20 protein-coding genes are annotated in these 19,409 nt (G+C 34.4%); 8 read left to right on the top strand and 12 right to left on the bottom strand.

What is annotated here, in order from left to right:
- Nucleotides 1-359: 359 nt before the first annotated feature.
- Entirely contained in the window at nt 360-1,298 is a 939-nt protein-coding gene (locus ACFVR1_RS01770) for a Gfo/Idh/MocA family protein (RefSeq protein WP_387579560.1), read from the bottom strand.
- A gap of 200 nt (nt 1,299-1,498) precedes the next feature.
- Between ACFVR1_RS01770 and pgeF the strand changes: the two genes are divergently transcribed.
- Nucleotides 1,499-2,263, top strand: coding sequence for a peptidoglycan editing factor PgeF (pgeF, locus tag ACFVR1_RS01765; RefSeq protein WP_387579558.1), 765 nt, complete (start codon nt 1,499-1,501; stop codon nt 2,261-2,263).
- A gap of 12 nt (nt 2,264-2,275) precedes the next feature.
- Nucleotides 2,276-2,752 carry a DUF4188 domain-containing protein gene (locus ACFVR1_RS01760; protein WP_387579556.1) on the top strand — a complete coding sequence of 159 codons (477 nt, stop codon included), beginning with the start codon at nt 2,276-2,278 and terminating at the stop codon, nt 2,750-2,752.
- A gap of 47 nt (nt 2,753-2,799) precedes the next feature.
- Here ACFVR1_RS01760 and splB read toward each other — a convergent pair whose 3' ends face one another.
- The 3 genes from splB to ACFVR1_RS01745 all read right to left on the bottom strand — a co-directional run bounded on the left by splB (nt 2,800) and on the right by ACFVR1_RS01745 (nt 4,840).
- On the bottom strand, nt 2,800-3,828 hold the full coding sequence (gene splB, locus ACFVR1_RS01755; protein WP_387579553.1) for a spore photoproduct lyase: 1,029 nt from the start codon (nt 3,826-3,828) through the stop codon (nt 2,800-2,802).
- A gap of 14 nt (nt 3,829-3,842) precedes the next feature.
- Nucleotides 3,843-4,067 carry a transcriptional regulator SplA domain-containing protein gene (locus ACFVR1_RS01750; protein ID WP_387579550.1) on the bottom strand — a complete coding sequence of 75 codons (225 nt, stop codon included), beginning with the start codon at nt 4,065-4,067 and terminating at the stop codon, nt 3,843-3,845.
- A gap of 149 nt (nt 4,068-4,216) precedes the next feature.
- The gene (locus ACFVR1_RS01745; protein WP_387579547.1) at nt 4,217-4,840 is read right to left on the bottom strand and encodes a DUF6944 family repetitive protein; all 624 of its coding nucleotides are present in this window, start codon (nt 4,838-4,840) and stop codon (nt 4,217-4,219) included.
- Nucleotides 4,841-5,491: 651 nt separating this feature from the next.
- Here ACFVR1_RS01745 and ACFVR1_RS01740 point away from each other — a divergent pair.
- From ACFVR1_RS01740 to ACFVR1_RS01720, 5 genes are all read left to right on the top strand, one after another.
- On the top strand, nt 5,492-6,049 hold the full coding sequence (locus ACFVR1_RS01740) for a cysteine hydrolase family protein (RefSeq protein WP_387579544.1): 558 nt from the start codon (nt 5,492-5,494) through the stop codon (nt 6,047-6,049).
- Nucleotides 6,050-6,369: 320 nt separating this feature from the next.
- Nucleotides 6,370-6,642 carry an alpha/beta-type small acid-soluble spore protein gene (locus ACFVR1_RS01735; RefSeq protein WP_387579542.1) on the top strand — a complete coding sequence of 91 codons (273 nt, stop codon included), beginning with the start codon at nt 6,370-6,372 and terminating at the stop codon, nt 6,640-6,642.
- Nucleotides 6,643-6,900: 258 nt separating this feature from the next.
- Entirely contained in the window at nt 6,901-7,779 is an 879-nt protein-coding gene (locus ACFVR1_RS01730) for a hypothetical protein (protein ID WP_387579540.1), read from the top strand.
- A 179-nt stretch (nt 7,780-7,958) separates the two neighbouring features.
- Nucleotides 7,959-8,720: a serine hydrolase gene (locus tag ACFVR1_RS01725; RefSeq protein ID WP_387579538.1), complete on the top strand. Its 762-nt coding sequence runs from the start codon at nt 7,959-7,961 to the stop codon at nt 8,718-8,720.
- Nucleotides 8,721-9,290: 570 nt separating this feature from the next.
- Entirely contained in the window at nt 9,291-9,593 is a 303-nt protein-coding gene (locus ACFVR1_RS01720) for a YciI family protein (protein WP_387579536.1), read from the top strand.
- Between the two features lie 168 nt (nt 9,594-9,761).
- Here the strand turns inward: ACFVR1_RS01720 and ACFVR1_RS01715 are convergent, their stop codons facing one another.
- The 6 genes from ACFVR1_RS01715 to ACFVR1_RS01690 form a co-directional block, all read right to left on the bottom strand.
- On the bottom strand, nt 9,762-10,904 hold the full coding sequence (locus tag ACFVR1_RS01715) for a DHHW family protein (RefSeq protein ID WP_387579533.1): 1,143 nt from the start codon (nt 10,902-10,904) through the stop codon (nt 9,762-9,764).
- 13 nt (nt 10,905-10,917) lie between these two features.
- On the bottom strand, nt 10,918-12,303 hold the full coding sequence (locus ACFVR1_RS01710; protein WP_387579530.1) for an MBOAT family O-acyltransferase: 1,386 nt from the start codon (nt 12,301-12,303) through the stop codon (nt 10,918-10,920).
- Between the two features lie 6 nt (nt 12,304-12,309).
- Nucleotides 12,310-12,798 (bottom strand): DUF4358 domain-containing protein, encoded by a 489-nt coding sequence (locus ACFVR1_RS01705; protein ID WP_387579527.1) that lies wholly within the window; start codon nt 12,796-12,798, stop codon nt 12,310-12,312.
- A 160-nt stretch (nt 12,799-12,958) separates the two neighbouring features.
- The gene (locus tag ACFVR1_RS01700; protein ID WP_387579525.1) at nt 12,959-13,471 is read right to left on the bottom strand and encodes a GNAT family N-acetyltransferase; all 513 of its coding nucleotides are present in this window, start codon (nt 13,469-13,471) and stop codon (nt 12,959-12,961) included.
- Between the two features lie 428 nt (nt 13,472-13,899).
- Nucleotides 13,900-14,133, bottom strand: a complete 234-nt coding sequence (locus tag ACFVR1_RS01695; RefSeq protein WP_387579522.1) for a DUF5316 family protein — start codon at nt 14,131-14,133, stop codon at nt 13,900-13,902.
- A 206-nt stretch (nt 14,134-14,339) separates the two neighbouring features.
- Nucleotides 14,340-15,707 carry a DUF1254 domain-containing protein gene (locus tag ACFVR1_RS01690; protein ID WP_387579519.1) on the bottom strand — a complete coding sequence of 456 codons (1,368 nt, stop codon included), beginning with the start codon at nt 15,705-15,707 and terminating at the stop codon, nt 14,340-14,342.
- 115 nt (nt 15,708-15,822) lie between these two features.
- On the opposite strand from ACFVR1_RS01690, the gene ACFVR1_RS01685 reads away from it, so the two are divergent.
- Nucleotides 15,823-16,542 carry a tryptophan-rich sensory protein gene (locus tag ACFVR1_RS01685; RefSeq protein ID WP_387579517.1) on the top strand — a complete coding sequence of 240 codons (720 nt, stop codon included), beginning with the start codon at nt 15,823-15,825 and terminating at the stop codon, nt 16,540-16,542.
- Between the two features lie 121 nt (nt 16,543-16,663).
- On the opposite strand, the gene ACFVR1_RS01680 is transcribed toward ACFVR1_RS01685, so the two are convergent.
- Nucleotides 16,664-17,851, bottom strand: a complete 1,188-nt coding sequence (locus ACFVR1_RS01680) for a NupC/NupG family nucleoside CNT transporter (RefSeq protein ID WP_387579514.1) — start codon at nt 17,849-17,851, stop codon at nt 16,664-16,666.
- 574 nt (nt 17,852-18,425) lie between these two features.
- Entirely contained in the window at nt 18,426-19,379 is a 954-nt protein-coding gene (locus tag ACFVR1_RS01675) for an MBL fold metallo-hydrolase (RefSeq protein ID WP_387579511.1), read from the bottom strand.
- Between the last annotated feature and the right edge of the window lie 30 nt (nt 19,380-19,409).

Raw genomic sequence — 19,409 nt, 5'->3', positions numbered from 1 at the left:
AATCAGCCTGTTCATGGCAGTATATTTTTTTACTACCATAAAAAATAGCACTACCATTGGCAGTACCCTTTCCACTAACTCATGTGAATTATCTTTTATTGTTCTTCTTCCCAATTTCCGTCACCTTTTAGACCTGAAATTGTACTTGCTTTAAAAACCGGATTTAAAACTTTTTTGCGCTGGCTAGAAATGTGGATAGTAATCGTTAGACGTCAAAAATAGAGCCAATAGAGGTGGCCAAGTCACCCCATTGGCTCTCAATCTATCTGTAGATACGCAACCAAGTTACTTAGAAATTGAAATTAATCTATGAAATATAGTCTTCTTTAAAGATCATTTTCATAAATTTTATAAAGTTCCTATTTTAGCAACTGATCTATCCATTTCTGTACCTTCAAACCTTCTTCAAACGAAACGATTAGTGACTCCTTACCATTTATTAAACTATGGCATGCATCCAAAAGACTTTCTTGCTTACTTTTTGGAATATATTGAGTAGCTTTTTGATCCGCTTCGCTTTCCCAAAGTTCTGACCAATTTCGGATTGTCATAACTTTTTTTGTTCCAAAAACCTTAAATTCTAGAAGTTCTTCCTGTCCAATACCTGACAAGCTATTTAAAACAATTGGTATACCACTTTCAGTTTTAGCCAAAGCTGTAACACCTGTTTCACATAGTTCTTCATTTTTTGGATAGTTCGTCTCATGTGTAGATATAGTAAAATCACCAAATAGATGATACAGTACTTGAAGATAATGTGGAAATATTTCTCTTATGAACCCTCCTTGTTCTCTTGAGGCTATCCATGGATTTTGTTGCCATTTTCTTGGCCAGTGTGGAAAGTATGTTTGTAGCTCAATACGAACAATATCGCCAAGTGAATCTGTAGTCACTGCTTTTTTTAGACTATGTACAATAGGACTATACATTAATGGAAAATGCATTGCGGTATGAACTTTAGCTTCAGATGCCGCTTTTACCATACGGATGCCATCTTGAGAATCATGTGCAAGTGGCTTTTCAGAAAGAATATTCAAACCGTGTGCAGCTATTTGTTCTGCCAAAGGAGCGTGACTTACTGGTGGTGTCCCAATATAAACCCAATTAGGTTGTAATTTAAATAGCTCATCTAACGTTTCAGAAGCAGTAATTTGATATTTAGTTGAAATTTCCTTAAGTCTTGTTTTATTTTCATCATAAACGGACACAATTTCGCAGTTAGGATGAGCCAAAATTTGATTAATAATTCGCTCCCCAACAACACCTGTTCCAATTAACGCAAAAGTAGTTTTAGTCATAACACACACTCTCTCATAAGTATTTATATAAATGTAACCAGTCACTTTAGAAAAATTCTGGTATCCCTCAACTAATTTTACCATATATAATTTGTGTTCCTCTATTAAATTTTCTATTTTATTCAAAAATTTACTCACATAATCTTATACTGACCTATACACCCTCATTTCACTAATATATATTAATATTAGGTGATGAAATGAAAACAAACATATACTTAAATAACGAGAAATTTTTATCGGGAATAACCATGAAAGATGAAACGGAATCTGAAAATAATAACATGGCTCTTCATGTCTGTGAAACTATTGAAAATGTAATAGAAAATCGCAAAAAACTAGCTACTTTCTTAAACATTGGATTAGACACATTTGTTTGCTCAAATCAAACACATAGCTCAAATTTTCATCGAGTTACTCTGGATGACAAAGGTAGAGGTGCCGATCGAATGGATTCCGCGATTGAGGATACAGACGCCATGTATACTTATGAGCCAAATCTATTATTATGCAGCTTTACTGCCGATTGTGTACCAGTAATTTTTTACAGTGAAGTAAATGACCTTATTGGCGTAATTCATTCAGGATGGCAAGGTACTATTAAAGAAATTACTTTGAAACTATTTGAGCATTTAAAACAAGTCGAACATTGCAATCCAAGCGATATGTATGTCCAGATTGGCACTGCGCTGAGCCAGGAAAAATTTGAGGTTGATGAAGATGTGTATGTTAAATTCAAACTTCTTGGCTATGCAGATGATTTTATTTACTACAATGACCAAACCCGCAAGTATCACATTGACAATCAGCAAACCGTGAAAAAACAATGTGAGTTAGCAGGCATCCCTTCTGATCGAATTAGAATTGATTCGACCTGTACGTATTTGAACTCAGATGGATTCTCTTATCGTCAAAACAAACAAAGTGGAAGACATCTGAGTTTTATTATGAAAAAAAGTGATTGAGAGGAGCATTGAATGGCTAAACATATTTTCACTGGGCGTTACACAACGGAGAATAACGAAGATGTTGTAGTTTTTATTATTGGGATGAGGATTAACAAGCGACTAGCCGTGAACAAGTGGCTTCCGGTATTTAATGCAATGCCTGGAATGATAAAAGAGCTATATATGAACAAAGAAGCGTTAGGATTTTTGTCCATGGAAAGCTATTTTGGCCTTAGAACCACGGTAATGATTCAATATTGGCGTTCGACTGAAGATTTGCTTTCCTATGCTAATGGCGAGAAACATTTGGCAGCATGGAAAAATTTCAATAAAAAAATTGGTAACAATGACGCAGTCGGAATTTATCACGAAACCTATAATCTTAAAAAGGGAAACTACGAAACGGTGTATGGAAATATGCCTCTATATGGTTTGGGAAAAGCCATGAAACATGTACCTATTACAGCTGAACGCAACTCTGCTCGAAAACGGCTAGCAAAAAATTGATAACAAAAGCACATCAAATTACATAACTTGATGTGCTTTTGTTCGAATTACGTAAAATACTCTAGTTTAGCATTAGGAAAAAATTTTTCCATATAGCCGTAAAGATGTTCTTTTATATCTTCTTCTTCCCCTTTTTGATAAATGTACTTACCTATTCCATACTTTCCCCATTTATATCTTCTTGCGGATTCATCCAATTCCAATTTAGTCATCGGATAATTCTTTTCAATCACTTTTTTAGCGGGTTTCGTAAAACGGTGTTGAATGAATTCAAATGTAATATCATCTCTTGCATCCATAGGTAGTTCCGCATCAAGACGTTTAAACATATGATAGTACTCTTCCTCCCACCCTTCATGGAGGTAGATTGGAGCTACGATAAAACCAAGGGGATATCCAGCTCTCGCTACTTTCCCTGCTGCTTCTATTCGATTGGCTAAAGGAGATGTTCCAGGTTCAAAGTTTTTAATGACATAATCTGCATTCACACTGAATCGAAATCTGGTCTTTCCGTTATGCTTGGCATCCAGTAGATGATCGACATAATGAAATTTTGTTACAAATCTCAACCTACCAAGTTCGCTTTGACCAAAGTGTTCGATTGCTTTTTTTAATGTATGGGTTAAATGATCAATTCCTACAATATCAGAAGTACAAGATGCTTCAAATCGAGTGATGTCAGGCGCACGGTCCTCCATATAGTGATCAGCAGCTTCTAGAATTTCATCCACATTCACATATGTACGAATGTATGGCTTGCTTCCCATTGTTGTTTGTAAGTAGCAATAATGACAATGCCCCATACAACCTGTAGCAAATGGAATAGCATATTCAGCAGAAGGCTTGGACGTATCAAACTTAAGAGTTTTCCGAATTCCGACTACAAGTGTTGACTTTGCAATTCGATATTTTTGAAAATCATTTTCCCCAGGAAGATCTCGAACTTGATTATGGGAAGTTGTATACCTAATTTCTACACCCATCTTTTCAAATTTTTCTTTTAGTTCTTGGCCAAGGGGATAGTCCAACGCTTTGGGTTCAAAATATACAAGTTGAGGTGTAAATGGTTTTTTCATGTCCTACCTCCCTCTTAATGAAAATACTGTTGATACGCCTGTTCTGCATCTGTTTCATTTGTATATATCGCCAGCTCATTTGTTAAAGGATAGTAAGTCTCATAAATAAAAAGTGCTAATTCGTTCGGCTTATCAGGGTTATTTACAACAGCTGCTTCCTGTATATTGGCTACATTTTGGATATGTGGATTTCGATAAAAAATATACACAATATCTCCCGCATTGTAATCGCTATGCACGTCATCTCACTCCTTAGAGTTTTGATTAGTTTGGCTAAGCACTAGAAAATTATGTCTTGGCAGTTTAATTTATTAGTCGCAAAAAATGGTGAAACACTCATCTGTCAAAATACTACTAATTGCTTTGGCTATACTATTCAATAAGAATTCTACTCGTACCAATAGTACTCCATATTTTTTTGGTGTGTCTCTTCGATATTCGATGCACTTGTTATTGCAATAACATTTACACTTGCCCCAGCGACTTGCGTCCAACCACCAATCAATGCCAATCTATCTCCTAAGGTTTCCAGTTTTTTTAATAAAAAAACATTGCCAGCCGCATCTAAAAATGCTCCCAAAGCTATTAAGCTATTTCCAGTTACCTCAAGATTTTTTGTTGGTGAATTTCCCTCTGCAGCTCCCACAGCCTCATAAGCCGCTCCAAGACCTAGGACACCACTCCCAACGACATTTAATCTATGTCCTTCTTCCTCTGAAGTGTTAATTTCAATCTCTGTTGCAACTGTATTTGTAGAGTTCCCTGCAGCTTGAAGCCAACATCCTATAATGATGTCATTTCGGAATTGCTCCTTATCTTCCTGAAATAATTCTGTATTTCCTAAAGCTTGAAGGGTATTTCCAAAAGCTCCGATGGCATTTCCCTGACCAACTAACTTTGCACCCATTAGACTTTCTGTAGTAGCTTCTCTCGTTACTCCTAGGGCACTGATAATTGCTCCAATTAAAATTAACCATGCTCCAGAATAAATTAGCTCATCTCCATGTTTCATTACATCACCCCACCATTCCATAGAAGAAGTTACTATATCTTATTCAAGAAAATGCATTATTGGTGGTACATCTTATATAGAGCTCTGTTAAAGTATTTAGGAATTTTCAATCATAGTTAAGACAACTATCTTAGTTATATACCTTCTCTCCTTAGCTAGAGCCTCAAACTCTCGCTTAGTGATAAGGACAATTACTAACATCACCTCGAATAATTTTTTTCAAATATGCGTAATGTGATATATGGATGTTCTAGAAAAAGTAGTGAGAATAATAACATACATAAGCAATTGTTTATGTAAAATTCAAAAATTAATATTTCCCGGAAAATAGTCCAGTGTGATTTCATCAAAATGTTTTTTTAATCTTGGTGGGAGTCCAATATCGAAATCGAAATATAGATTTCTTAATATCTTTTATCTCCTATTCCTATAAACGTTTATATTATTTCATTCACCTTTTCTATTAAAAGATAAAAATAATATGATAAAATATTATAGTCTAAATGTTTTAATTATTCATAGACAATCTTTGCTTAGGAGGTAGATATTATGACAAACCCAAAAAATATTGTTGTGAGAAATTATAAGGGGATAACGTCTAACTAAGAAAGCTGTTTAGCGTTTCCCCACATTTTGAAAGGGGAAATTTATTTGAATCAAACATTATTAATCATCGATGCTCAACAAGATTTAATAGAAGGAAATCAAGAAGAAAGCGCGGTTTTTAACAAAGAACAACTTGTTAGAAATATTAATGAAGTGATTAACAAAGCAAGGAAAGCAGACGTACCAGTTATTTTTGTTAGGGATCTCGATGTTGCTGAGGGTAAAGGTGACGGTTTTCAAGTTCACAGAGAAATCAATGTCCCAACGGAAGCAAAAATTTTTGATAAGTCAGCTACCAATTCATTTCACGGTACAGGGCTTCTAAATCATTTAAAAACGCAACAGATTGAACATGTCATTATTATGGGCTGCAAAACACAACACTGCATAGATAGTGCAGTCAGAACAGCTACTATTAGTGGCTTAGATGTAACCTTAGTCGGTAATGGTCATTCTACAACGGACAATAATGTTTTAAGTGCAGAACAGATCATTGAGCATCATAATAGTACTCTTCATGGCCATTATAATGTCGAAAACTTTTCTGTAGTCAGAAATTCCGATGAAGACTTATTTTGTCCAATTCATGACTCTTATAGGTAAAATTAATCCAAAAGCGGCGGCACTAGTCAAGTGTCGCCTTACTATTTATCACCCCTTAGTATTTCCATTTCGCAGAATGACGATTATATTATCACTCTACTAAACTTCCCTTTATAGGGGATTTTTTTATTCAATACTTTTTAAAATTTTTATCCCCACAGCACCTACTGCAAAAGTTACTGCAAAGGATTTTTAATACCCCCATTTACTAAAAACAACCAAAAATTACAAAACACCTTCCTTTGGAAATTGTTACATAGTACTTAAATGAGTAAATTTTCATTTTCAGCAAAGAATGATTACAGAAGGAGTGAAAAAATATGGCAAATAAAAATAAAATATTAGTACCTTCCGCTCGCGAAGAATTAGATAAACTCAAGGCAAGAGTGATGAAGGATATTGGTTACAATGTGGATATTAACAATCCTGATAATGTAAAATACGAAATTGCCGATGAACTAAATATTCCATTAAATAAAGGATATAATGGCAAAATTACCGCAGAAAATGCTGGAAAAATTGGCGGACCGATAGGCGGTAATATGGTGAAAGAAATGATAAGAATGGCACAAGAACAATTGTTAAAAAAATAATATAGCCACTCCGTAGTCGATTTAGGTTGAGACGCATAAACAACCTTGAATTGGGGATTATAAAGCTGAAATAGATGAACATGTGGCTCAATATTGCCCATTACATCATAATTTCTATTTAAGTATTTCCAATCTTGTACAAAGAATTCGTTTCAAGGAAAATCCAATTTTCCCCTTTCATCCGTGTTAATATGTTGTCTTTACTCAATAGTTGTATTAGGCGCAGCAGTTGAAAATTCGACAGGAGGTTCTATAAAGATGGCACAAACACAACAAAATATTAGCTCAAGAAGTGCATACACTCGTTTCATGTTGGGATCAATAATGACTGCATATGGTACAGTACGGCTTATGCGTGATACGAAAAGCAAAAGTGGACAAATGCTCGTCTTGTTAGGGTCAATGAAAGCAGCGGAAGGCGCAACAAAGTTTTGTCCAAGAAAAGCAATGAATGCATCAATAATGAATAGTAACATGATGCAAAAAATAAAGAGCGGAGACGCTACTCGAGGCGCATCAGCTGGTGCTGGAGCTACAATGAATAATGCGTCTCAATCTGGACAAAGTGCTTCGAGTGGCAATAGACAAACTAGTGGAAACATTATGCAAATGGTCGGAAAAATCGTACAAATGATATACGGAAAAGATGCACCTCAAAATGCTATGGCTGGTACGCAAAGCATGAGCGGCGGTGCTGGAGCGACTGGCGCTCAGACCTTTGGTAATGCTGCACAACAAATGACAAACGGAAATACAGCACAAATAGTTGGAAACATCGCCCAAACCATTTCACCACAAGTTGGTCAAATAGTAAACGATGTAGCGGGCTTGACCGGATCACAACAAGCCTCAGCAACAAATGGAGCATCGAATACGAATGGAAATACGAAAAATACTTCAAGCGGAACGTCAAATGGTACAAATAACGGGACTATGAAATCAGCTTCAGCTTCAGCTTCTAAAAATAGCGGGAACAAGCAAGCTTCTTCGGCAAGTGGGAACAACACTCCAAAAGCAGATGCAACGAAACCACTTATGGACGGTGCCGCAAATAAATCTAATGTAGATGCTTCGGTAATAAATGCATCTTCAAAAACAGCTCAAAAAAACGCACCAACAACAAATATTCTACAATAACAGTAAAACATGTCATCGGAAATTACGATGGCATGTTTTTTTCCCTTATTTATTCCAATTAAGATATAAACACTTTTAAAGTTGTTTTTCCCTAACAAATACAACATATGTTAGGATAACATTATAGAGTTTTACAGTTATCTATGCGTTAAATAATATTAATTAATAGGAGGCTCATAGTGCAGAACGTAATAGAAAAATTAAAAGAAATAGATTCAAGTGATGTAGGAATTATTATTTACTCAAGCGAAAAACGGAAAAAGGTTACTGAATACAATAGTAACTTGTTAGTGCCGCTTGCTTCTGCAGCTAAAGTAGCAGTGGGTTTTTGTATTACTAAATGGGTTGAGGAGAAATTATTAAATTGGAACGACATTGTTGAGGACATTTGTTTTAATCCGAAAGAAGATAGTAAGGAACTTTATCCTCACTTTCAACATAGGAAGACTCTTTTACTTCAAGACGCAGTTGAAATTATGATTGCCTGCCATGATAGTTTTGTAGCAGATAGAATAGTACAAATGTGTGGAGGCTGGGAAGAAGTTAATAAAAAAGTTAAGTCCTACTTTCTAAATATAAATATTACTCAAAATCCACGTGACAAAGAAAACAATGGTTACTTGAGTGAGATGTTTGAATTAATGTTATTAGTCTATTACGGTTACCAAGCAAACCCTGAATTATGGGCTCCAATTATAAAAGGATTGGTTAGACAAAAAGGGGATATTGATGGTATACCTACTCATTTATTAAATCATATGTCGGGTGGATTAGATAATGTTGTTGTTGAAATTGGTATTTTAGGAGATTTAAATCATAACCCGTTTTTGTATGTATTGGGGGCAAATAATTTACCAAAAAGAAATGTTAATTTGTTTTCTGACCAAAAAATTATGGATGCTATAAGATTACTTTATGAAGAATACCTGGACGAAAAATAGAAATAATAAAAAGATTAGTTTCTTTTCTCTATCATTTACTGCGAATACCTTTAGTTGTAATAAGATCTGGGCACACATTTCATTTTTAAAAGTAGGAAACAATATTTGAGGGAAAAAAGAAATTAGTGCATCAAATTTGTATTGATGCACCAATTACTCGTCCTCTACTCAAATGCGATAGCTGTCGCAGTTCACTGTTCGTTCCCACAAATCTGATAATGCTACAGACATCGCTTTGTCTGCTTCAGACTTTCCCCTTAAAATAGTCGGTTCACCATATCTTTGACTAATTTAAATTGCATAAAATGAGTCATAATAGAAAATAACACACCAACACTAATGATTGGAGAACTATACAACAAATTATTCAACCATCCTACAGATTGCTCCAACACAATCCCCAATCTTAGTAAACTCTATTATTTCATTTGAGGTATCTAATTAATAAACTGAATTTTTAACCTTCTCACATTAATATATATCTATACTCTTTAAATAAAACTATTAATTTAATTTTTTGATACAATAGTAATGAAAAACCTTATTACATTACTTTTAAGGAGACTTCTAATGGAAAAATTACAGTTCTTATACCAACTTAAACTCATCCCTTCTATGTTAGATCAAACTAACTGGACAGAAAAAGAAAATGCAATCATCCAACATCATTTCGAAGTATTACAAACTTTACAAGAAGAAGGAAAGCTTCTTTTAGCAGGTAGAACTTTGAACACGGATCCAATGGGAATCGTCATTTTAGAAGTAGATACTGAGGAAGAAGCTATTGAACTTATGAATAATGACCCTGCTGTAAAAAATGGAATGATGGAAGCTCAATTATTTCCATACAGAGTTGCTTTATACAAAAAATAAATTAATGTATTAATAATAAAAAGGTTATCAAATTGGCAATACACCGCCCTATTTGATAACCTTTTTTGTAAACCTATGGTTTCATATAAATTGTTATCATATGTCCAATTCCATGTGACGAGCATTTCGAAAGTTTGAAATTCTAATTATTGCCGAATCAACCTATTTCTAATTATTTAGTTTCAAGAGAGAAGTATCGCCTACCAAAGTAGATGTGTTAAATAAAAATAAAACATTTTTTATCCCATTTTTAGAAATATACTCTGAGATGCTGCCGTTATAATACCGAATGTCAATAACGTGAATTTCTGGTACATGTCTTGTAAGGAAAGGAATTACGCTATGTGCATAAGAGTCTTTAATAACTAACATTTTATCTTGGTCGATCTGAGCCGACTCAAGCTTGGTTGTAAGCTTCATTAATGCATGAACACCGCCAAGGAAATAGGAATATTGATCCTTCTTAGCAAGGAAACTCGGATTATACATGCTCTTCATCGTTTGATTTGTATCAGCTAAATATATATCTGTAGGGCTTGGTTTTCTAGGGACATAGACCTGGATGGTATCGGGGGTTAACCCACTAAACTGACTCCTTGTCTGATAGCTCCCTAGAAACGAATTACTCACTGTTTGAATTAGAAAATCTTTCTGAGAAAGAGCATGCCACCCTTTCTGCTCCGCATAAGCAACATATGCCAAATAAGCTCCATATGTCGTCCAATGATGATCGGTCCGATAATAAATCGACTCAGAAGCATGGGGACCGAGGAAATCAAAGCCATCAATAAATGTTAACCGGTTCTGCAAGTGATCACCGATAAATTGATTGACTTTCTTTTGAGAATAAGTAGGCGCTAACCACGGTAGCCTTTCAGGATAAAGACCTATCGAGGTCGGCGCAAGCATAAAAGTTATATTCACTTCCAGATGGTTGCTTGAAAATTGATTTACCGAGTCTGTATATTGCTGAATCTTTGTATAATCAGGTTCTAAAAACTTTTCAAATAAATACCCGTCTTTCCCATAATAGATTCCGTTATTCTCTTGCTGTAGCCTATATTTTTCAGCCGCTGATTTTATCGACAGCCACTTGTTCCTAAAAGGAAAATGGTCCGTTACAAAACGCTCCCCATCTTTAGAATATTTATTGGACAATAAGGTATCCCAGGTTAGTTGTGGTACACCTTGTAAATATCTATTTTCTAAATCGGAGAATCGTTGATGAGGCAAAATGAAAAAGAATAAAGAGAGTAGAAACAGCGTTCCAACAAACCCAAACACCAATAATCGCTCTGCATACTGTTTCATGATTTTCTACCCCCTAAAAACGAAAATATAAAAACGGGTTAAAAGTTGCATCTACCAAATATCCGATGGAAAGAAAAAATAGAAATCCATACCAAACAAGATGAAAAAGAGACAATTCATTCATTCTTGACGATTTCTTTATAGGTAAAGAGGCTATAATCAAAACTAAGAGCAAAAGCCCGTTCGTATAAAAAAAGTAAACTGTATCATTATTCCAAAGCGGTTGGTGATTGAATCCTGCCATCGCACCAAAATAATGAACGATTAAGGATGGCTCATCAAATGCGAACAATACCCAACCGATTAGAATAATTATGATTGCATAAAGATGCCTTACCCAACGTGGTAGATAAAGTAGTAGTTTTAACCCCCACCACTTTTCTATAACGAGTATGACGCCAAAATACAATCCCCAAAATATGAAATTCCAACTTGCTCCATGCCAAAATCCCGTTAAAAACCAAACAATGAGTATATTTCGCATTTGAATGGCTAGTCCCCGTCGGTTGCCACCAAGCGGAATATAGACGTATTCTCGAAACCAACTACTGAGCGAGATATGCCATCTCCTCCAGAAGTCGGTAATACTCTCTGCAATATATGGCTTGTTGAAATTCTCATTAAACCGAAAGCCAAACATAAGGCCAAGCCCAATAGCCATGTCCGAATAACCGCTAAAATCAAAATAGATTTGGAAAGCAAATGCTATGATGCCAAGCCAAGCTGTTAAAGCAGGCATCGTATCTGGATTTGAGTTTGAGATGGTGTGCCAAAGTAAACCGATATTGTTGGCAAGTAGCACCTTCTTAGCCATACCGATAGTAAATCGTCGAACACCCTCTGCGAACATCTTGATAGTTTCCAATCGTTTGTGAAGCTGTTCTGCAATCGTATTATATTTTACGATAGGTCCCGCAACTAATTGAGGAAACAATGCAACAAACGTTCCAAAGTCAATCCAATTCCGCTGTGCTTTAGCTGTTCCTCTATACACGTCTATAATGTAGGACATAGATTGAAACGTGTAAAATGATATCCCAATGGGTAATGGAAGTTCAGTTAAAGGAATCTTCGTACCTAGCAACATATTGACATTTTCAATGAGAAAATCTGCGTATTTAAAATAAGATAACAATGCGAGATTAATGATAATAGAAAATGCGACAATCCACTTTCGTTTTATAGGAGTTAGCTTAGGTCTATCAAGCAACAAACCAAAGCTAAAATCCGTGACAGTGGAAACTAACATAATAATGATGTAAATCGGTTCTCCCCAAGCATAAAAGATAAGACTCGTTAAAAATAAAATTAGGTTTCTAATCCGCCTTGGAGAACAATAATATAAAATTAGAACTGCCGGTAGAAACAAAAATAGAAAAAGAAGGCTACTGAATACCATAGCCGCTTATTTTTGATTGAAGAAATTATCGTAAACTTTGACAAGCTCGTCTGCTTTATCAGAAATGACCAATAACACATAGTTGCCTTTCGTTACGAGTTTATAATTTTTTGCATTCTCATATTGATCAGGAAGATAATGCTCAAATTGCTTCTTCACATTTTCCGCTCTTTCTTTTACTGCTGATTCAACAGCTGGAACATCTTTAACATCTTTCACCTTCAAAATAGCTATTTCATTTGTTTTCACGTTCATCATTGGTATTCTAATCGAATATTCTTCAAGCTTCTCAGGGTCTAGATTGTAAAAATCCTTCACTTGATCTGATTTCAATTCCATTAGTGCAGGTTGTTCAACTTCCTTCACCATTTGATCTACCATTTCTTTTGCAGTTAACTTCGACTCGATTGTAGATGGCTTATCTTTAGAACACCCTGCGATCATCACTAAGCCTATTACGATTGTTACCATTAGAAATATCATTCTTTTTTTCATTTCTATGTATTCTCCTTTTACTGGTTACTGTACTTCAAATTACTTAGACGGATGAAGTCTAGTAATGTTACAAAATTAATCCAATAACCAATTGAATATATTTCTAATTGAAAAATATTCCCCATTCCAATCTACTTAGAAAGAAAAAATGCCACTTCTCTTACTTCCATTCCTCTTCTAAAATAGCGTAAAAATACTCGTCCCACCACTGATTACCCATTGGTATACACTTCTTAAAGTAACCTTCTTTTCTCATTCCTATTTTCTCCATTATCCTAAATGATGGAGTGTTCTCAGGCTGGCATGTTGCAATTATCCTATGTAGTTTCATTTTCTCAAATCCATATTTCATTACAGCATATGCTGCTTCTGTTGCATATCCTCTATTGTAATATTTCGGGTTAAACACCCAACCAATCTCGTATGTATGTTCACCAGACCATTTATGAAATGCGATATGACCAATTAGAATATTTTCATCCTTTAATACTACGGGAAATTTCTCGGCATTTTCGAAGATGTTTTTATTGATAAATTCCACTACATCTTTTTCAGAAAAAGCCCCTTCCGATAAATATTTCATCACATTAATGTCAGATGTATACTCATGTACAGCTTGCCAATCTTTTAATTCAAATTTGCGTATTAATACTCTTCCTGTTTCGATATACATTATCTTAACTCCCTTAAAAATAAGTATCTACAGCTTTGGCAGAGTAGTGATAAAACCATCTACCAAAGCTTCGTTAATCAGATATTAGTTTACATAGACCTTAAAGTTTTCTCCTATTTAACTTCATCATTTCCTTCAATTTATTTAGGAAAATAATTAATATCCATAAAAAGAATGTATATAAAGCGCTCTGAAAAAAACTTACGAACAGGACAAATAAGAGCGACCCAAAATCTTCTAGTATATAGAAATGATACAATTGTAATTTCCAATCATAGAATATGTTATAGATAACTACCGAGATCAGAATAATGGGAAATACAGTATAAAAGAACTTATTATATTCTTTCGGTAATATTAATCTCATTTATTCACCTTCTTCTATTGATTGAATCGCCACTCTATTATAAAGTGCGACCAATATTCATTTATCTTAAATAGAGAACAGTAATTGCAGTTATAATATTTGGCGCACCAATCATTAGTATCTTACTCACGTTAGAAATTCGATTGAATCGGTCAGAATTGTAATTTCTTGCAAATTGATCTCCACTTACAAACGAACCTGACAGCAAACCTGCTATTCCTAAACAAACAGCTCCTACAATTCCAGTAATCTTATAGAGTAAAGACCAATCACCTGTAATTAGAGCAACAATCATACTAATGAATGAAATACCAATCCCAATAAGTAATTAATTCATCAAGCTCCCCCCATATTAAGTCTTATCACCACTTCATTAGAAAATTAATCCATTTCAAATAAATTTTATCATATGAAGTCCGTAATTATCTAACTATTAAATCATTTCATTTATGAACAAATAGAAAAGTCTACATCTGAAGAAAATACGTTAGATTTTACTGCTTAATTCAATAAATTAGAATCACCACGTATAACCATCGGTGGATGCCATTGCCCATTTAGTACATTCGTTTTTGGCCAATATATTCTCAGTAAAAGATTGTATGAACCCAGGGGTGATGGCAACCAATTGGACTCCTTTTCTCTTCCAGGAGAAGTATGTTGAACAAATAAATGAAGGGAGCCGTCTTCGTTCCATTTTAAATTTCCTAAATGTGGACTAATTGCATAACGATTTAATTGGTTTTCGACTAAGAAACCATTGGAATTGTAGAGTGTTATAGACCAAAAAGCATTCGTTGGTGGTAAATTACTTGAATCAAAACGGATTTTATAATTAAACCTTCCATCTAAGTAATGGTTATTATTATCGACAAAGTTATAAGCGTAAACGCTATCCTGCGGGATATTTGCTCCAAATAAGTTCATCGCAACAACAGCTCTTTTCCAATAATCCGATCCGTAATAACCGATATCATTTATCGGCATGCTCCATCCATTAATGTTTATATTATTCAGAAATTGTTTACTAGAATCTTGGATATAGTTTGGTCCATTTCTAATAGCATTGGACAACGCCTTTTGTATACTTGGATGAAGCTTATAAAAATTAAATTCATTAGTTGGAATAAGTCCTAATGTATAAAGCTTGAAAGTTATGTCCGAGGATTGAATAGCAGGGTATGGAGGATTCTTATACATAAGTTTCATCATTAATTGGAAAAACGTAGGTGCATCCATAGAAGCAAGTATTTCTGTCGGGGTTTGATCACTTATTACAATTTCATTGTCCGAAAGTGGATTGATATTTTTGGTAAGATAAAGCCTTCTTAACTTATATTTGTTTTGAATATCATGCACTGCTGAGTAGTCCTGTGGACCATTTGTTTGCGTTCTTCCAGTAATCCAAACAGTATTCGTAGGAGCAGCAATGATAGGAGTGTTCAAAGGAAGGAAACCGTGCCATCTTGGCCCTACAATAATGAATTGTTGTTCAGCAGTCTCTGTCGTACGTGCACCTATGGAAGCAAAGACATTCGAATATGCATCTAGCATTGGTAAGAGATAATACCTATTATTTGTGTTCGGAATTTGCAACAATAAAGGCCCATCATTCAGATTAAGCCATGCTGAAGAATATAGAGTATCTACATTAGGTCTGACCACTTCGGTAAACTGTGGTGTAGATAATTCCTTTTGGTGATAAAATTTATTCTTCTGTGCCAAGCTTAGTAAACCTTTCCTTCTCGTTAAGTCCATCAGTAAAAGAGGAAAGCCATACACATATGCATCCATTGCAAAAAGAGCAATTTGCCTTTCCCAGTCTATTAATGGGCGCAACCACATATTGTTAGAACAAGGGGTGTACATTTGATTCCTCCTATCTCCATAATACTTAAAAGAAGCCATTGTAGTTTATGTAGAATAGAGTTATTGTGCAACATTTAATCCAAAAGCTCACAAAGGAGGAAGAATACTGAATCCATTGATACGTATATCAATTCTTAATCTGTTCTTTTTTATTGTGATGTTAGTAATTAATTATTACCAAAGATCAAGTGTAGGATATATTGCTAATGAGCAAATACCACTAATACAACCAGCAAATTATGCTTTTTCAATCTGGCTCCTTATTTATTTTTTACTGTTTATTTGGATTGTAAAAGGTTTTTTTGTTCGTGGTAAAAAAGGGAGTGTTTATAGGGAAAATCAATTATTAATTCCTATAAATTTTATATTAAACGGAGCGTGGATTTTAGCATTTGCTCAACAAAGGATTCTTATGTCTACCATTATTATTTTTCTATTATTGATCTCACTAATTCGGATTTATAATAAAATTAAACGAAACGCAAATAAAGCACTCTTTGATCTTATTCCATTCTCGATTTATTTGGGTTGGGTGTCGATAGCGAGTATTGTAAATGTATTTACGTTTTTTGTTCGTAATAATGTTATCACGTTTTTAGGGATAGATGAGCTTGGATGGACTGTTGTTATGCTCCTATTCGCATCCTTACTTACTGTAGTATTTATACTTATTAATCGAGATATTTTATACCCTACTGTCATTATTTGGTCCTACATAGCTATTTATATTAATAATCAAGAAGTTGCAATAAACAAGATCATAATGAGTAACATTATTCTTATTAGTATCTTTGTTTTATTCATTTCAATTTCAAAAGTAAAAGCTGAAAATTAATATATATTACAAAAAAGAAACACCCTATAGTCTATTTCGTTAACTATCATAAGTTGCATTTTCATCCTTCAATGTCACCAAAAATACAACCTCTCCTAAATCTAGGAGAGGCTGTACTCATTTAGATGAATAGTCCAACGACTGTAGCTGTTAACACAGATGCCATTGTAGCAACAAATAACATTTTAAGGCCAAACTTCGCAACCATTGCAGATTGTTTTTCATCTATTGCCTTAACTGTTCCTAAGATGATTCCAATTGTACTAAAGTTTGCAAACGATACTAGGAATGCGGATACGACTCCAACTGTCTTAGCAGACATGTTGGGTATAATCTCTTTAAATCCCAACATCGCCACAAATTCATTTGAGATAATTTTGGTTCCCATTATCCCTCCTGCTCGAATCATTTCGTTTGCTGGAACACCCATCAACCAAGCTACTGGAGATAATATATACCCCAAAATAGTAGTCAAATCAGTTCCAATAGTCGCTGTAAGAACAAAGTTAATCATAGCAATTAAAGAGATGTAAGCTATAAGCATAGCTCCCACAATTCCAGCAACTTTCATCCCATCAATAGCACCATTGCCAATCGCCTCAAAAAGAGACTCATCATGGATCATATCTTTCACTTTAATCTGTTCGCCTTCAACGTATTGAGCAGGAGCTACCATAGAGGCCAGTAATAACCCTGACATTACATTAAGAGGTAAAGCTATCAATACATATTTAGGAGGAATCATTGTCATATACGCGCCGACAATAGATGCAGATACACTTGTCATGGATGCTGTAGTAGCAATAAATAACCTATTTCTATTCATTTTAGGAATATGAGTCTTAACGGCAAGTAAAGCTCCGGTATCACCAAAGATGGAGGATGCAACAGTTGAAAAAGATTCGATGACTGGTAGTCCTGTTATCTTTGAAATTGCACCTCCAAGATACTTTATCATAAGAGGTAAAACTCTTAGGTATGTCAGTACACTAAGTAGAGTAGAGGTAAATACAATTAGCAGTAGAACAGAGATAAAGAATACAGGCGAGTCATTTGTATACACAAACCCTCCAAATACAAAAGCTATACCCTCTTTTCCAAATTCCATCAACTTGGAGAAGAAGTTCGTAACTGCTATTACTATATTTCCACCAATTGCCGTATTAAGCATTGCATAAGCCGTAATTAGCTGAGCTATAAATAGTATTACAACTGCTCTATAGTTAATGTTTTTCTTGTCATTGGACAAGAAAAATGCCGTGCCTGTTAATACAATAATTGATAAGATTGCTGTAAAAACTCCTGTCATGTTATTTTCTCTCCAATTCATCCGTTTCTAATTGCATATTTAAATAGCATATCCAAAGCTTTATGATGAATACATATTAGTTAATTTAGAAATTTCAAGTTAGTTCTTCTATTACTAATAAAAAAAGACACAGCCATTTATCAGTTAGATTTTGGCGGTGTCTTTATTAAAATATATTAGACTGCTTAACGTACGGAAACTATATAAAAGAAAACATTTGAAAAAAAAACTTCTCCTTTATGTTGACTTTTTGAAAGCGAAATTTTGTTGTATCTCCTTTTCTAATATCCACTTTCTTATTTCACATGCGGTTTGGTACGTTCTATTGCAGCATGTGATTTACTCATTCCATCGCTCTTACAGTAACATCATCAAAATTTTTTTATCTGAAAATACCGGTTGATCTTACTAACTTTCTTTAGATATTTGTTATTAAACTAAATTCCCTTTTAATTTCAGTAAATTTCTTCACAATCTTTTTCAAATTTTAAAGTAATTATCAAATTAAGAGCGGAACATATTATTAAAGTATGTTAGATGTAAAATAATTGTCTTCATATTATTTCACTCAAAATCAACCTTTACCTTTAACGTAATAATTATATAACGCGGTAAGGTTACGTTTTATACCATTTACACCACTCCAGTTGGCATATTCAATTGGAACCACAAACTCTGATATGAAATCGTTCATTGAAATGTTATGTTGATGTGCTTCTTTAGCTTTTTCAATTAAATATGACAAATAGTTAACTAAAATAACACATAGCTTTAATGTCCCTACCTCTCCATGTCCAGGTACAACTATTTTAATATCCATTTTCCTCACACTCTCCAAAATACTCAAAAAGTCTTCTGGATTATAAATTGGCAAATGAAGATCTTTTGTAATGATATCCCCCATGAATGCAATCTTCTCATCAGGTAAATACAAAAATGTATCGCTTGGTGAGTGCCCTCCACCTAGGCAATGTAATTCTACTGTTCGTTTCGAACCTTGAATGACTAAATGTTTTTCAAAAATAACAGTAGGCAAAACCATTTTCAACTGAGGCAGTTCCTCTAACACTTTGGACATTTCTCCAAATTGATTTAATAGACTGTTCTTTAATATATTGTCTTCTGTTGCTTCTATTTGACTCCTTAGATTAAGTAGATATTGTTTTGTTTCTTCTATCTCTTTCTCTACATCTTGAATAGTATTTTGTTCCATGAACCATTTATTCGTTAAGGAAGTAGAAATAATCGTAACATCTTTAAATATTTGATTCCCAAAAACATGGTCTCCATGGTAATGGCTATTAACAAGATACTTCACCTTTTTTCCAGTAATCATTTCTGCTTGTTTCTTTAACTCGCTTGCTGCTGACGGGGTACTAAATGAATCAAAAACAAGCAAATCATCCCCAAGGTCCACAATACCTGCATTGCTCCATGCTCCTTGACCAGGTTTTGCTATTGCTGCATACACTCCTTCAGCAAGCCTATTTAATGTGAAATATTTAGTTTCTGTCGTCACCTTATCCATCTCCGTTCTACTCCACCATTTGATATGGAT

Source organism: Psychrobacillus sp. NPDC058041, from assembly GCF_042885655.1.
In the GTDB taxonomy this organism is placed as follows: domain Bacteria; phylum Bacillota; class Bacilli; order Bacillales_A; family Planococcaceae; genus Psychrobacillus.
This window is presented reverse-complemented; position numbering and strand designations above follow the sequence as displayed.